12 protein-coding genes and 1 pseudogene are annotated in these 15292 nt (G+C 71.5%); 7 read left to right on the top strand and 6 right to left on the bottom strand.

The window, feature by feature from the left end; all coding sequences use genetic code 11:
* Positions 1–266 precede the first annotated feature (266 nt).
* From IM697_RS21190 to IM697_RS21175, 4 genes are all read right to left on the bottom strand, one after another.
* Positions 267–1115, bottom strand: a complete 849-nt coding sequence (locus IM697_RS21190) for an SDR family oxidoreductase (protein WP_194049275.1) — start codon at positions 1113–1115, stop codon at positions 267–269.
* Positions 1116–1140: 25 nt separating this feature from the next.
* Positions 1141–1968 carry a transferase gene (locus tag IM697_RS21185; RefSeq protein WP_194049274.1) on the bottom strand — a complete coding sequence of 276 codons (828 nt, stop codon included), beginning with the start codon at positions 1966–1968 and terminating at the stop codon, positions 1141–1143.
* Positions 1965–3230 (bottom strand): glycosyltransferase family 4 protein, encoded by a 1266-nt coding sequence (locus tag IM697_RS21180; RefSeq protein ID WP_194049273.1) that lies wholly within the window; start codon positions 3228–3230, stop codon positions 1965–1967. Before IM697_RS21180 ends, IM697_RS21185 begins: the two co-directional genes overlap by 4 nt.
* A gap of 90 nt (positions 3231–3320) precedes the next feature.
* Positions 3321–5456: an alpha-galactosidase gene (locus IM697_RS21175; protein ID WP_407699639.1), complete on the bottom strand. Its 2136-nt coding sequence runs from the start codon at positions 5454–5456 to the stop codon at positions 3321–3323.
* A 107-nt stretch (positions 5457–5563) separates the two neighbouring features.
* Between IM697_RS21175 and IM697_RS21170 the strand changes: the two genes are divergently transcribed.
* From IM697_RS21170 to IM697_RS21150, 5 genes are all read left to right on the top strand, one after another.
* Positions 5564–6595, top strand: coding sequence for a LacI family DNA-binding transcriptional regulator (locus IM697_RS21170; protein WP_194049272.1), 1032 nt, complete (start codon positions 5564–5566; stop codon positions 6593–6595).
* Between the two features lie 66 nt (positions 6596–6661).
* A complete protein-coding gene (locus IM697_RS21165; RefSeq protein ID WP_194049271.1) occupies positions 6662–7984 on the top strand; it encodes an ABC transporter substrate-binding protein in 1323 nt (440 codons plus the stop codon).
* Positions 7985–7986: 2 nt separating this feature from the next.
* A complete protein-coding gene (locus IM697_RS21160) occupies positions 7987–8910 on the top strand; it encodes a carbohydrate ABC transporter permease (protein ID WP_194049270.1) in 924 nt (307 codons plus the stop codon).
* The gene (locus IM697_RS21155; RefSeq protein WP_194049269.1) at positions 8907–9737 is read left to right on the top strand and encodes a carbohydrate ABC transporter permease; all 831 of its coding nucleotides are present in this window, start codon (positions 8907–8909) and stop codon (positions 9735–9737) included. The genes IM697_RS21160 and IM697_RS21155 overlap by 4 nt, the downstream gene beginning before the upstream one ends.
* Before the next feature lie 109 nt (positions 9738–9846).
* Positions 9847–12321 (top strand): CBM35 domain-containing protein, encoded by a 2475-nt coding sequence (locus IM697_RS21150; RefSeq protein WP_194049268.1) that lies wholly within the window; start codon positions 9847–9849, stop codon positions 12319–12321.
* Between the two features lie 58 nt (positions 12322–12379).
* Here the strand turns inward: IM697_RS21150 and IM697_RS21145 are convergent.
* Positions 12380–12559, bottom strand: a pseudogene (locus IM697_RS21145) (ABC transporter ATP-binding protein); the annotation flags it as partial.
* 275 nt (positions 12560–12834) lie between these two features.
* On the opposite strand from IM697_RS21145, the gene IM697_RS21140 reads away from it, so the two are divergent.
* Positions 12835–13722: a Gfo/Idh/MocA family protein gene (locus tag IM697_RS21140; protein WP_194049267.1), complete on the top strand. Its 888-nt coding sequence runs from the start codon at positions 12835–12837 to the stop codon at positions 13720–13722.
* 89 nt (positions 13723–13811) lie between these two features.
* Here the strand turns inward: IM697_RS21140 and IM697_RS21135 are convergent, their stop codons facing one another.
* Positions 13812–14783: a helix-turn-helix transcriptional regulator gene (locus IM697_RS21135; RefSeq protein WP_194049266.1), complete on the bottom strand. Its 972-nt coding sequence runs from the start codon at positions 14781–14783 to the stop codon at positions 13812–13814.
* Positions 14784–14886: 103 nt separating this feature from the next.
* On the opposite strand from IM697_RS21135, the gene IM697_RS21130 reads away from it, so the two are divergent.
* Complete coding sequence (locus tag IM697_RS21130; RefSeq protein WP_194049796.1) at positions 14887–15282, top strand: RidA family protein; 396 nt, start codon at positions 14887–14889, stop codon at positions 15280–15282.
* Positions 15283–15292: the final 10 nt, after the last annotated feature.

Below are 15292 nucleotides of genomic sequence, written 5' to 3'. Positions count from 1 at the left end.
CCGCTCAACCGCGAGTCGGAGTCCCAGCGCATGCACGCCCCCGTCGCCGGCCCCGCACAGAAACCGTTCCCCCTATACGCCGCCGGACGGCGGCCATCGGTCCGTCACCCAAGCAGACCCGGACCTGCCGGTTCAAGGCTCCTGAGAGGTCTAGACGACTTCCGGCCCCGATTTGGCCATTTCGAGCGCCCCCCTCCGCCGGCGCGGACGTCCTGTTCGTGCGAGTCGCACGCACAGGACGTCCACGACACGGCGGAGCGGTGGTGCTAGCCCGCCTTGAACGCGGCCGCGTGCTCCGCGGCCCACTGGCCGAAGGCGCGGGCGGGCCTGCCGGTGACCTTCTCGACGGTGTCGACGACCGTGCGGCCGATCTCCGGTGTGTTGCCGTACGCCTCCAGCAGGAACCCGATCACGTCCTCGGGGTGACCCGCCGCCCGCCACTGCGCGACGGCCTGCTCCTCGGTCAGCTCGACCAGGGCGATCTCCTGGCCGCGGGCCTCCGCGATCGTCGCCACCTTGTCGGCGACGGTGAGCAGTTCGGGCCCGGTGATCACGTACTGCTGTCCGCCGTGCCCCTCCTCGGTGAGCGCGACCGCCGCGACGGCGCCGATGTCGCCCTCGTGGACCATGGCGCTCAGCCGGGAGACGAACGGCTCGCGCACCTCGCCCGAGGTCACGATCCCGTCCGCCCACTCCAGGGCGTTGCCCATGAACTCGACCGGCATGACCACCGTCCAGTCCACCCCGTCGTCCGCCCGCACCGCGTCCTCCAGCGGGGTCCCCCCGCCACCGTGCAGCACGGTGACCCGGCGCACCCCGGCCGCGTGGGCCAGCTCCAGGATGCGCGGGCCGGTCTCCAGCGGGGCGAAGTAGGCCCCGCCGAAGGTGATCAGGTGGACGCCGGTGACACCCTCCAGGGCCGGGACCAGGCTGTCGGGCTCGGTCAGGTCGCCCCGGACCACCTCGACGCCGGGCGGGAAGTCGGCCTTCGCCGGATCCCGGGTGAGGGCGCGGACCGCGTGGCCTCGGGCGAGCAGCTCGGCCACGACCTGGCGGCCGACGGTTCCGGTGGCTCCGGTGACAAGGATCTTCTGTGCTTGCTGTGTCTGCGTCATGGAACGACCGTAGGAACACTTGCGGTCAGGTTCTGTCCGCAAGTACGGAGAGATCGTTGTCGACCGTGTAATAGGGGCGTACGACCGCGCCGCCGACCACGGCCTCCGGGAAGACGAAGACCTCCTTGCGGTCCGCCACGTCGTCGAGGAGACGGCCGATCCGGACCGGAGCCGTCCCTTCGGCCGATCCGGCCCGGACGGACAGGTCCCAGACCCGGTTTCCGGCGTCGTCGGCCACCAGCTCCCCGTACTCCACGGTGAACGAGAACCCCCGGCCGTCGTCCTCGACGCGCGGCACCAGGGTCCGCACGGTGCCGCCACCGCCGCGCAGCCGCAGGCGCACGGTGGCTCCCCCGCTGAACGAGGTGCCGTGCAGCCGTGCCCTGACCGTCATCGTGCGGTCCGTGACATCGATGCCCGCGACCTCCGCGTGGGCGGTGCGCAGCCAGGCCCGCGTCGCGAGGTAGCCGTCCTTGGTGGCGTACGGGATCCGCACGGCGACCGGCGAGGGCCGGTCCCGTCGGTGGCCGTCGACGAGGGCCCGCAGGTCACGCAGACCGGGGCGCAGTCGCCGGCGGGGCGCGCCCGGTTCGGGGATCAGGTACATGTCCCAACGGCCCTCGGCGAGTACGGGCTCGTGCTCCAGGACGGCCCGGAGGCGGCCGTCCGCCGCGGGTTCCAGGTCGAGTGTGTGCAGGACCTTCTCGGGCTGTCCCTTCTTGGGGCGCAGCCTCAACAGCAGGCGGGCGGCGGTCGCGGGCGCCTCGAGGGTGAAGGTGATCCGGCCGTCCGCGTCGGCCGTGCAGTCGGCGCGCGGGCCGCCGGCACCTGTCGTACCGGGTTTCGTGTTCATCGGCGTCCCCTCCGTACCGCGCGCAGCGCGCCCGAGGCCACGGTGTACGCGGCGTCGCGTGCGGCGAAGCCCTGGCTGACCAGAGCGTGTTGTATTCGGCCGGGTTCCGGTGAGGCCGGTCGCCCGGTGCTCCGCCCGGCCCTCACCTCGTCGATCAGGCGCTCGGCCTGCTCGACGACCGGGCCCGGGGAGTACCGTCGCGCGTTCTCCAGTGCCGTGCGCCCCATCCGACGGCGGCGCTCCTCGTCGCCGACGAGTTCCAGCAGCGCGGCGCTCATGGCCTCGCGGTCCCCGACCGGTACCAGCCGGCCGTCGACGCCGTCCTCGATGATCTCGCCGGGCCCGTACGGGCAGTCGGTGCTCACGACGGGCAGTCCGCAGCTCATCGCCTCGACGATGGTCATGCCGAACGGCTCGAAGTTGGCCGCGGTCGCGCCGATCGAGCCCTTGACCCACTCCGCCTCCATGGGGGCCGCGGCGCCCATCAGGAAGGCGTTGTCGTACAGACCGAGGCGGTGGATCAGCTCCCGCAGCCGTTCGTGTTCCTCGCCCTTGCCGTAGATGCGCAGTTGCCAGTCCGGGTGTGCGGCGGCGACCGGGGCGAAGGCCTCGATGAGGAGGTCGTAGCGCTTGACGGGGACCAGCCGGCCGGCCGCGACCACCACCTTCGCGGCACCGTCCGCCGGGGGCAGCACCGGATCGGGGACGCTGTTCGGGAGGGCCTCCACCCGGACTCCGGGCAGCCGCATCTTGCGCCGGTAGGCGGCGGCGTCGGCCTCCGTGACGGTGGTGAGCGCGTCGAGTCGGCGGTAGGCGCGGCGCAGTGCGGTGCGCAGGCGGGGCGAGTGGTTGTCGAGGGTGAGGTGCTCCTGGCCGATGCGGACGACGTGCTCCGGTGCCTGGAGGGCGAGGTGCACGTTGAGCCCCGGCCGGGTGCCGATGACGACGTCGGCGTCGGTCGCCGCCAGGGCTTCGCCGATCCGCTGGTCGGTCAGCTCGCTGTACTGCCGGTAGCGGTATTCGGCGGCGGGGAACACGCGCGCCGGTCTGAGATGCAGTGGATGTTCCTTCTCCTGCCGCAGGTCCACCAGCGGCCGCAGGGACACTCTCGGGTCCAGGGTGAAGTTCGGGTGTTCCCGGTGCCGCAGGGCGGAGACGATCTCCACCTCGTGCCGCTCGGCGAGTGCCTGGGCCAGGTTGAACGTGGTGGTGATCGTGCCTCCGATCCCGTAGGCGTTGTGCAGCAGGAAAGAGATCTTCATGGCGGACTAGACCTCGCCAGGCCTCTATCAGTTGCCTTCTGTTATCGCTCCGTTGTCTTGCCGGACATGTGCCGTCCAGGGCCGGCGTGCTCAGCCGCCCGCCGTGAGCCGGACCAGCAGGACGCCGGGCGTGTGCGGCAGCGTCACCCGCAGCGCGTCCCCGTCCCAGACCGCCGCGTCGGCCGGCGCGGCGCAGGGGTGCAGGATCTCCGTGTGGACTTCGCGACCGGTCAGGTGGTCCACCGGCAACCGTAGTACCGGCTCGCCGCCACGGCGCCAGAGCGAGACGTACGTCGTGCGCTCGTCGGGCGAGCGCATCCCCAGGGCGAGCCATGGGTCGGTCCAGCCGGGCAGGTCCAGCGGCCAGAACGGCAGCGCCCGCGCCAGGTCCCGGCGGATCGTCTTGTACGTGGTCAGCGCGTCGCTCACGAGGGCGAGTTGGTGCCGCGTCATGCGGTCCAGGTGGCCGGACAGATGGATCCGGCCGAGCAGTGCCCCGCCCAGGGTGAAGGCGATCAGGTCGTCGTCGTGGCCGGGCTGCGGGTAGGCCCAGACGGCGCCCTGTTCGGGCGGTACGGCGGTCGGCGCGGCGGCGGCGATCGGCGGGTAGCTCAGCGGGGCCTGCTGGTCGCTGGTGGACTGGAGCTGGGCGACGGACAGCGTGGCTCCGTCCATGCGCATGCCGCCCGAGGCGCAGTTCTCGATCACGAGGTGCGGATGCCGGTCGAGCACCTCCGAGAGCCAGTCGAGGTAGGCCTGGGCGTGGCCGAGCAGTCCGGCGCCCGGTGCGAGGTCGCCGGGGGCGACGGTGCCCGGGTCGATCACGATGTTGTAGTCCAGCTTGAGATAGCCCACGCCCCACTCGCCGACGATCCGGTCCACCGTCTTGTCGAGGTGCGCCCGGGCGGCCGGATGGCGCAGGTCGAGCTGGTGGCGGCCCTGCTCGGTGAGGCGTATGCCGTCGCGCTGGAAGAAGGCGTCCGGCGGGAGCGCGGCGGCGACGGGGCTGCGTACGCCGACGACCTCCGGCTCCAGCCACAGCCCGGGCACCATGCCGCGCTCGCGGATCCGGTCCAGCACCGCCCGGAGGCCGCCGGCGGGGAAGCGGCGCGCGGCGGGCCGCCACTCGCCGACGCCGTCCCACCAGCCGCCGTCCGACGAGTCGTCGTACCAGCCGGCGTCGATGCAGAAGTACTCGGCGCCCACCTCCGCGGCCGCGTCGATCAGGGGCAGCAGCTTCTGTGTCGTGGGGTCGCCCATGAGCGTGTTCATGTAGTCGTTGAAGACCACCGGGAGCGCGGTGTGGTCCGCGTGCGGGCGGCGCACGGCACGGCGGTACGAGGTCAGGGCGCCCATGGCCGCGTCGAACCCGGTGCCGAGGGCCAACGTCCCCGGCACGGTGGTGAACTCCTCGCCGGCGGCGAGCCGGATCCGCCACTGGTGCTCGGCGTCCGTGGCGCCGTTCAGCGCGAGGTACGTGCCGCGCGCGCTCTGGCCCAGGTCCCAGCGCCAGCCGGCCGGGGACTCGATCTGCCACAGCCAGGTCCGGCCGCTCCCCCGCTCCGTCAGCGCCCCCATGGGCAGATGGCCGTCGGTGGGCCAGCTGCCGCGCCCGGCGAGGACGAGGGCGGCGCGGCTGTCGTGCTGGTGGGCGTCGACGTCGATGTCGGCGACGGTGTCGCGCAGCGGTTCGGTGTACCAACGGCACTCCGCCAGCCAGTCGTTGCGGGCCCGGCGCACGTCGAGGGCGTCCGGTGCCGGCAGGCCGGCGACCAGCAGACTGCTGACGGACTGGACGACGAGGGGCTCGGGGCCGTCGTTGCGCAGCCGGACGCGGGAGCGCAGCACCGGCAGTCCGGCGGGGGACGTCAGCTCGACGAACGCCGTCAACCCCGTGGCCGGGTCGTGGAGTTCGACGTGCAGCCACCTCCAGTCGCCGCGCCTGCCGGTGCGATGGCGGCGGTACTTCAGCCGGCTACCGAGGGCCGTGCCGGTGAAGCGCGGGCCGGACCAGCCGCTGCCGTGCCCGAGGGCGGTCAGCTCGACGAGGGGGAGGGCGGATTCCGGATCGGCGGCCCGCATCGCCCCCGGGCGGTCCAGTCCGACCAGCCGCAGGGTGTCGTCAGGGGCGAAGGCGAACTCGGCCCGCAGCATCGAGTGACCCCAACTGAAGCCGTCGTGCGGGCGGTTGGAGTCCTCCTGCGCGACATCCGGCGTACCGGTCAAGGTGTCTCCCCTCCCGACCCCGCCCTGCCCGTACCGCCGGAGGCAGTCGCGTGAATCCCTCGTTACGGTCTCTTGACGGCCCCTGTGTGACCGGTCACAATCCTGGCATGAATGTGACCGGTCACACAAGGCGCCCGGCGAGCATCAGGGACGTCGCGACCGCCGCCGGCGTCTCGTACCAGACCGTCTCCCGGGTGATCAACGGCCATCCCAGCGTCAAGCCCACCACCCGGGACCGTGTGCTCGCCGCCATCGACGAGCTGGGCTTCAGGCGCAACGCCACCGCGCTCGCCCTGGCCAGCGGCCGCTCCAGGGCCGTGACCGTGCTGACCGCGAACACCACCCACTACGGCTACGCCTCCATCCTCCAGGGCGTCGAGGAGGCGGCCCGCGCGGCGTCCTACGCGGTCGGGATCGGCGTACTGGAATCGGCCGACCAGGGCGCGGTCGCCGCCGAGGTGCGGCGGGCGGCGGACGCGGGCGGCGGGCTGATCGTGATCGCGTACGATCCGGCCGGTGTCGCGGCGCTCGGCGCCATCCCGGCCGAGCTCCCGGTCGTCGGCGTGGTCGAGACCCCGGCGAGCCCGCCCGGCGGGGACCGCCCCTGGGTGTGGGCCGACGACCGGGAGGCCGCCTACCGGGCGACCCGCCATCTGCTCTCGCTGGGCCACGAGACGGTGCACTACGTCGCCATCCCGTCCAGCACCCGCCGCACCAGCGCCCGTACCGGCGGCTGGCGGCAGGCACTGCGCGAGGCCGGGGCGCCCGAACCCCGCCCGGTGCAGGGGAGTTGGGGCCCCGCGGGCGGCCATGCGGCGGGCCGGAAGCTGGCGCGGGACCCGGCCGTCACGGCGATCCTGTGCGGCAACGACGACCTCGCGCTCGGGGTGCTGCGCGCCCTGCACGAGTCCGGCCGCCCGGTGCCCGGCGAGGTCAGCGTGGCCGGGTTCGACGACGCCCCGCACTCCGCCTATCTGACCCCGTCCCTGACGACCGTACGCCTGGACTTCACCGGCCTGGGCAGGGCCGCGTTCGCCCTGCTGCACGGGGTGCTGGAGGAGGCCGCGCAGGTCGCCCCGCACCCCGTGTCCGTACCGGAGCTGGTGGTGCGGGAGAGCTCGGGGCCGCCGCCTGCTTGAACCCGCCCTGAACACAAGGCCGTTGTGAGTCCGGCTTCCTGAACCACCTGCTCCGAAAGGCACGTGATGAAGAGAAGAGCACTCCCCGCACTGGCACTGATAGGCGCGCTCGGTCTGGCCGCTGCCGCGTGCAGCGACCCCACGGCCGCGGACTCCACGTCCGACACCGGGCAGCCGGCGGTGAATCCGACCGCCCGCCTGGACGGCGTGAAGCTGACGATGTGGACCGCGCAGAACACGGTCAACGCGCCCAAGCAGGTCATCGACGCCTTCGAGAAGGCCACCGGCGCGACGGTGCGGACCCAGGCGATCCCGGACCTGTACGAGCAGAACGTGCCGACCAAGCTCGCCTCCGGCGACCGCCCCGACCTGATGTTCTGGCAGCCGTCGATCTCCACCCTGCCGTTCGTCCAGCCGCAGCAGAACCTCCTCACCCTCGACAGGGAGGACTGGGTCTCCCGGCTCGGCGACACCGAGAAGTCGCTCGGTGTCATCGACGGCAAGCGGTACGCGGCGATCGTCACCAGCCCCGCCATGCTCGGCGTCTACTACAACAAGGACGTCTTCGAGCAGGCCGGGCTGAGCGAGAAGGACTTCCCCAAGTCCTACGACGAGTTGCTCGCCCTCGGCCACAAGGTCGTCGACGACACGGACGCCGCCGCACTCTACGAGGCCGGCGGCGACAAGTGGCCCCTGCAGTGGCAGATGCAGCTCCAGCTCACCGACCTCGACAAGGCGTGGTGGGACGGGCTCAACAAGAACCGGGAGAAATGGACCGACCCGGTCGTCGTCGGCGCGATCAAGAAGTACAAGGAGAAGCTGCTCGACGCCGGACTGGCGCAGAAGAACTACCGCACCGGCACCTTCACCGGACAGGCCGACGCGCTGTGGAAGGGCGACGTCGGCATGGTCCTCAACGTCACGTCCTTCCAGAGCCAGCTGCAGGCCAAGTACTCCACCGCCGAGATCGACGAGAAGATCGGCTGGTTCCCGGTCGCCAACTCCTCCGCCACCGGCCTGTACTCCCCCGACCAGACCAACGGTGTGGTCGCCTTCAAGACCGGTGACGACAAGCGGCAGAACGCGGCCCGGCAGTTCCTGGCCTTCTGGCTCGGGCCCGGCTACGCCGACTACATCAAGGCGATGAAGATCCCGTCCGTGCAGCCGTCCGTGCCCACCCCCGGCGGACTGCCGCAGACCGCCACGGCCCAGGTCGACGCCCTGTCCACCGCCATCGGAGTCTTCCAGGCCAAGGCGATCGTCGCCCCCGACACCCACCTCTACCTCGCCGACATGATCTACGGCAAGAAGGACGCCCAGCAGGCCGCCCAGGCCATCCAGGACCAGTTCGCGCAGGTGGCCAAGGCCCAGGGCGCGCCCGGGTTCTAGCGATGGCGGACACTGTCGTACACACGCGCGAGCAGACCTCCGCGCAGGGCGCGCCCAAGGGCGTGGGACGGCTGCCGCGCGCGGCCGTGCACCACCCCTGGTGGTTCGCGCTGCCCGCGCTGGTCGTCTTCGCGGGGTTCTTCCTGCTGCCCAACCTGCTCAACTTCTACTACCCGTTCACCAACTGGTCCTCGTACCACGCGGACATCGCGTTCACCGGCCTGGACAACTTCCGCACCGTCGCCGACGACGGCTCACTGCTGCGCGCCATCCGTACGACGCTGCTGTACGCGCTGCTGGCGGCGCTGTTCCAGAACGGCTTCGGGCTGGTGCTGGCGCTGCTGCTGGAGTCCGACTCCCGCTTCAACCGGTTCTTCCGTGCCGTGTTCTTCCTGCCGGTGCTGATCTCGGCGCTCGCGACCGGCTATGTGTTCCAGGCCCTGCTCGATCAGGACGGTGCCCTCAACTCGGTGCTCGGCACGGACATCCCGTGGCTGGGCTCGACGACGTGGACGCTGGTGGTGGTCACCCTGATCCACGGCTGGAAGTGGATGGGCCTGTCGATGCTGATCTATCTGGCCGGGCTCAAGGGCATCCCCGGCGACATGCTGGAGGCGGCGCGGATGGACGGCGCCGGGCCCTGGCGGACCTTCTGGTCGGTGCGCTGGCCGATGCTCGCACCGGCCGTCACCTTCAACGTCACCACCGCGCTGATCGGCTCGATGAACACCTTCGACATCGTGCAGGCCACCACGGGCGGTGGACCGGCCGCCGCCACGGAGGTGTTCAACATCTACATGTTCCGGGTCTTCGGACAGGGCCTGTACGCCCAGGCGTCCGCGATGAGCCTGGTCCTGTTCCTGGTCGTGGTCGCCGTGGCGATTCCGCTGGTCGTCGGCCTGAGGCGAAGGGAGCAGCTGCTGTGAGCGCCACCGTCGCCTGGCGGTACGGCCGCCCCGCCCTCGTCCTGCTGCTGGCCGGCCTGGCCGTCGGCGTACCGCTCTGGCTGGTCGCCGTCACCTCGGCCAAGCCCCAGGCGGAGTCCATCAAGCCGAACCTGGACCTGCCCCGGCACTGGCAGCCCGGCGGCAACTACGCGGACGCCGTGGGGCAGGGCGAGATGCTGCGCGGCTTCCTCAACTCCCTGCTGGTCGTGGTGCCTTCGGTCGTCCTCGTGCTGCTCCTCGGGGCGGGCGCGGCCTGGGTCTTCGCGCGTCGCAAGTCCAAGCTGGTGTCGACGGCGTACGCGCTGTGCATCAGCGGACTGCTGCTGCCGCCCGCGGTCATCACCATCGTGATGGAGCTGCGCCAGCTCGGCCTCGCGGGCAGCCGGCCCGGCATGATCGCCGTCTACACCGGCATGTATCTGTCCACGTCGATCTTCTTCATGACCGGCTTCATCCGCGCCATCCCCATGGAGCTGGAGGAGGCGGCCCGGATCGACGGCGCGACACCCTGGCGGATCTTCCGCAGGATCGTACTGCCACTGCTCCGGCCGGTGATCGCCACCGCGACGATCATGGTGATGCTCTACGCCTGGAGCGACGTCTTCTACGCCTTCTTCGTCCTGGGCGGCGGCGAGCGGGCCACCCTCCCACTGAACCTCTACCAGGTCGCCAGCGCCCAGCTCTACCTCAACAACTGGCATCTCGTCTTCGCGTACGTCGTGGTGATGAGCCTGCCGATGGTCGCCGTGTTCGTCGTCGGCCAGCGAAAGATCGTGTCCGGAATCACCAGTGGAGCCGTCAAATGACCGCAGTGACTGGAGGTCCAGCAGCGTGATCACCCCCACCCGCACACGAGCCCGTACGAGATCCCGCATCAGAACCACCTTGGTCACAGCCGTACTTGGAGCAACCGCCATGGCAGGCACCCTCCCCGCGGCCGGGCCCGCGTCGGCAGCGACCGACCCGCAGCGCCTCACCGTCGACCTGGCCGCCTCCGAGGGCCCGGTGATGCTCGGCGCCAACGGAGCGCTGTACGGGCTCAGCGACGACGGGGTGCCCAGCGACGCCGCGCTGGCGCCGCTGAAGGTCACCAGCATCTCGCAGAAGCCGGAGGGCGGCGCCCAGCACCCCAACGGCGACGCGCTCACCGTCTCCAAGTCGTTCTTCCGCAACGGCGGCGGCGAGATCAACGTGATGATGCAGGACATCTACGCCAAGTGGCCGTACGAGGACCTCGGCATCGACGACTACCTCCCCAAGGTCGACAAGATCGCCAAGGAGGTCGCGGCCGACCCGAACAGCGAGCGCTTCGTCTACATCCCGTTCAACGAACCCGACCAGATCTGGTACAAGCTCGGGGTCGCCGACCAGGCCCAGTACGAGGCCAACCGCGACCGGTTCTTCAGGGACTGGAAGACGGTGTACCACCGGATCCGCGCGATCGATCCGGACGCGAGGATCGCGGGCCCGAACGAAGCCGCCTATCACACCCGACTGCTCAGGGACTTCCTCGCCTTCGCCAAGCGCGAGGACGTCCTGCCCCAGGTGATGACCTGGCACGAGCTGGGCTCCGGCTCGCTGCGGGACTTCCAGGCGCACTACGACGACTACCGCTCCCTGGAGCGGGAGGCGGGCATCGCCCCGCTGAAGATCAACATCGACGAGTACGCCAACCGCCGCGACCTGTCCGTGCCCGGGCAGCTCGTGCAGTGGGTGTCGATGTTCGAGAGGAACAAGGTGTACGCCAACGCGGCCTACTGGGACGCGGCGGGCAACCTCAGCGGCCATGTGGTCCGCTCCAACATCCCCAACGGCGGCTGGTGGTTCTTCCGCTGGTACGCCGGGCTGACCGGCGACACGGTCGAGGTGACCCCGCCGCAGGCCGACACCATCGACACCCTCCAGGGCCTCGCCTCCCTGGACACCGGGCGCCGCCAGGCCCAGGTGCTGCTCGGCGGTTCCGCCGGCGACTCCGACGTCGTGGTCCGCCATGTCCCCCGGTCCGTCTTTGGCCGGACAGTCACCGCGACCGTCGCCGAGGCCGCCTGGTCCGGCTACGAGGGTCAGCACGCGACGCCCCGTGTCCTCGCACGGGTGAAGGTGAAGGTGGCCGACGACGGCTCGGTGACCGTTCCGCTGCGCGGCATGCGGAAGATGTCCGCCTACCGGATCGTGCTCACCCCGGGCGGCTCCGGCACCCCGGCCACGCCCTCCGTCCCCTGGTCGGCGTCGTACGAGGCCGAGGCGGCGGCCGTCACCGACGGCAAGGTCTACACCCAGGGCACGGTCGAGAACGCCAACGGCTACGCCGCCTCCGGCACCAAGGACGTCGGCTCCCTCAACCAGGCCACCAGCAAGGTCGACTTCACGGTCACGGTCCCGCGCGACGGGACGTACGACCTGGCGATCCTCTACGGCAACCAGTCCGGCGCCCCGGCCACCCAGCGGCTGTCGGTCGACGGCGGCGACCCGGTCACCGTCACCTACCCCTCCACCGAGAACTGGACCTACCGCGCCAAGAAGGAACTGCCGATACGCCTGTCGGCGGGCACCCATGAGCTGACGCTGGCCAAGGGCGCCGCCGAGGTCACGCTCGACCGCGTCGACCTGACCGCCCGCGACGGCGTCCCCTCCGCCTCGTACGAGGCCACGCTCGCGGACATCAGCGGCAGGCCGTCGTACGACTACTCCTCGTCGGCCGGGGTGGGCACGGGTGCGCTCGTCCTGCGCTCCGGTGACCAGGCGGTCTTCGACGTCTACGCCCCGCGCGACGGCTACTACACGGTGGTGCCGAGGGCCTCGGCGGCGGTGCGGCTCGCCCTGCACGGGGAGACGGTGACGGCGGCGCCCGGACGGCCCCTGCGGCTGTACCTGGCGGCGGGCAACAACCGCGTCGCGATGACCGCGCAGCACGCCTCCGTCCGCTCTCTCACCGTCTCGGGCGCCGGCTCGACGGCCGGCACCCTCGGCCACGAGGCCGACTCGGCCACGCTCGCGGGCGGGGCCGAGCTGGTCGACTCGGCGTACGCCTCCGGCGGGTCGTACATCGGCCGACTCGGCAACAGCCCTTCCTCCACCGCCGAGTTCACGGTGCGGGCGCCAAGCTCCGGCCGCTATCTGCTGGTCGTGCACTACGCGCACAACGACCGGCGCGACAACGGCCACGCCTACAACACGGACATCATGTCCCGTACGGCGGACATCACGGTGGGCGACGGAGCGCCGGTCCGCGTCACCTTCAAGAACACCTGGAGCTCGGACGACTACTGGACGGTGGGCGTGCCGGTCGATCTGAGGAAGGGGTCCAACAAGGTGACGTTCGGCAACGCGACCGCCTGGGCGCCGGACATCGACCGGATCGAGCTGGGCCGAGTGGTGGGCCTGCCGTAGCCGGCCGTGCCACCCGCTCCACCACGGCGCGTCGGTGGAGCGGGTGGGACAGCACGCGTCAGGCGACCCGGCCGCCGTGCAGTGCCGTGGAGGCCCCGCCCCGGCGCAGGAGTTCCTCGTAGGTGCCGATCTCCTGGATACGGCCGTCCCCCATCACCACGATCCGGTCCGCGCGGCGCACGGTGGACAGACGGTGGGCGACCACGAAGGTGGTACGGCCGGTCAGGAGCCGGGCGAGGGTTCCTGCCCCTTCTTTCGGCTCTTTCGGCCGTCGCGCGGGCAACGTTGTCGTCCGCGGACGGTCCGTGGGGTCACGGGCCGTTCCGGACCCACTCCAGCGTCGCCGCCGGGACGCGCGAGGTCCGATGGAAATCGCGGCTGTGCCGCCGAGATGGCCGTGCAACCGCTTGCACGGCCTCCCGGTCGATGTGGCACGCTCACCTCGATCGATCGACAGCCGCCCGGCGGCCCGGCATCGGTCGCGAGAGCTTCGGCACAGTGAGAGGCGGCGGCATGCGCATAGGACTGCTCGGCACCGGCCCGTGGGCCCAGATGGCCCACGCCCCCGCCCTGAGCCGGCACGGGGACCTGGACTTCGTCGGGGTGTGGGGCCGCCGTGCCGCCCCCACGAAGGAGCTGGCCGACAGCTACGGCGTGCGCGCCTACGACGACGTCGACGCGCTGCTCGCCGACGTGGACGCGGTGGCCGTGGCCCTGCCGCCCGCCGTTCAGGCCGAGCTGGCGGTGCGGGCCGCGCGGGCGGGCTGCCATCTGCTGCTGGACAAGCCGCTCGCGCCGACGGTGGAGCAGGCGCGGGCCGTCGTCGAGGGCGTCGAAGCGGCCGGGGTCGCTTCGGTCGTCTTCTTCACCGCCCGGTTCCAGCCGGAGACCGAGGCGTGGATCTCCGAACAGGCGGCCGCGCAAGGATGGTTCACCGGGCGGGCACAGTGGCTCGGGGCGGTGTTCAGCGGTGACGGCAATCCGTTCGCGGACTCGCCGTGGCGGCGGGAGAAGGGCGCGCTGTGGGACGTGGGCCCGCATGCGCTGTCCGTGCTGCTGCCGGTCCTGGGGGACGCGAGGCGCGTGGCGGCGGCCGCGCCCGGCCCGGGCGACACCGTCCACCTGGTCCTCGATCACGCCGGTGGCGCGTCGAGCACGCTGACCCTGAGCCTGACGGCACCGCCCGCCGCCGCAGGGGCGACGGTGGAACTGCGGGGCGCGGCCGGGGTGACGGTGCTCCCGGAGAGCACCGAGAGCGCGGTGTCCGCCCTGATCCGCGCCGGGGACGGCCTGCTCACCGCGGCCGGCACCGGCAACGCGCACGCGTGCGACGCGGCGTTCGGGCTGCGGGTGACCGAGATTCTGGCCGAGGCGGAGGGGTTGCTGAACGGCAGCCGCTGAGGGCTCGCCCAGCGGGACTCGCTCCACTGGATCCTCCCACCGCCGAACTGCTCGCTCCTCCAGGTGACTTCCGCGCCCTGGCCAAGGCTTCAGGATGCGTCTCCGTAACGGGCGGCGATGGCGGCGGCGCGGTCACGCAGACTGGTGCGCAACGACTCGGGGGCCAAGGCCTCCGCGTCCGTGCCGAGCTGCCACAGCGCCCACTCGGCGTGGCGCAGGTCTTGGAACGTCGCCTCCAGCCGCAGCCGTCCGTCCGTCTCGGGTTCCGCGGCGCGGACGGCTACCGCGGTGCCCAGCAGGTCCTCCCACCGCTCCGGGTTCACCCGGATGAGTACGGCGATGTGGTCGCTGGAGAGGAACTGGGCACAGCGTTCCCGCCAGACCTGGTCCAGATCGACCCGGTCCGGTCGCTGGGCCGGTTCGGGGAGTTCCTCGGCGGCCAGCACCCGCGACAGCCGGTAGGTACGGTCCGCGCCGGATCTCGTGGCCAGCAGATAGCCCCGGTCGCGTACGGTGACCAGGCCGATCGGGTCCACCGTGCGCCACCGGGGCGCCTGGTCGGCGGCCGCGTAGTGGATGCGCAGTTTCTGTCCGGCGAGCACCGCGCGCCGGATCTCGATCATGGTCGTGTCCGGCACCTCGTCGGTGACCAGCGGGCGTGAGAGCAGATCGGTCTCCGGCTCGACGAGAAATCGCTCGGCCGCGTCGCTCGCGGTGGCCCGGTGAACCTCGGGCAGCGCGTCAACCACCTTGCGCATGGCCGAAGCGAGCGCCGAGCCGAGGCCGAACGCCTGCTCGCCGCGCGCCGACCCGGCGGTCAGCAGGGCAAGGGCCTCGTCGTGGTTCAGTCCGGTGAGCTCGGTCCGGAACCCGGGCAACAGCGCGAACCCGCCGTGCCGGCCACGTTCGGCGTACACCGGGACCCCGGCCGCGGACAGCGCCTCGATGTCGCGCAGCACGGTGCGGGTGGAGACCTCCAGTTCGCGGGCCAGCGTGTCCGCGGTCAGCCGACCGCGCTGACGCAGCAGCAACACCAGGGAGACCAACCGATCGGCGCGCACACGAAAACCCTATCGAATACATGACAAAGGATGTCGTGCTTTGTTGGAAGGCTCCTTGCTCCCAGGAACGAAATTCCAGGAATCGAATGGAGCTGATGTGGCAGTGGAACGAACGGCGGTCAACCCGGTGACGTGGTCGGCGGAGCTGGGATTCAACCAGGGTGAGATCGTCTCCGGGCACACCCGGACCCTGTACTGCTCGGGACAGACAGCGATGAGCGACGACGGCAAGCCCCTGCACGAGGGCGACATGGCCGCACAACTGGCGCTGAGCCTCGACAACCTGGAGGCCGTGCTCGGCGAGGCCGGCATGTCCCTCGCGAACCTCGTCCGGCTCAACGTCTACACCACCGACGTCGATCTGCTGTTCCCGCACTACGGCGTGCTGGCGTCGCGGTTGGGCGCCGCCGGGGTGGCGCCGGCCACCACGATGCTCGGGGTGACACGACTGGCGGTCCCCGGCCAGATGGTCGAGCTCGAGGGGACCGCCGTCGCGTGACGCGGGGCCT

Source organism: Streptomyces ferrugineus (assembly GCF_015160855.1).
Classification (GTDB): domain Bacteria; phylum Actinomycetota; class Actinomycetes; order Streptomycetales; family Streptomycetaceae; genus Streptomyces; species Streptomyces ferrugineus.
Note: the sequence above shows the minus strand (reverse complement) of the source record. Positions and strands in the feature narration are given on the sequence as shown.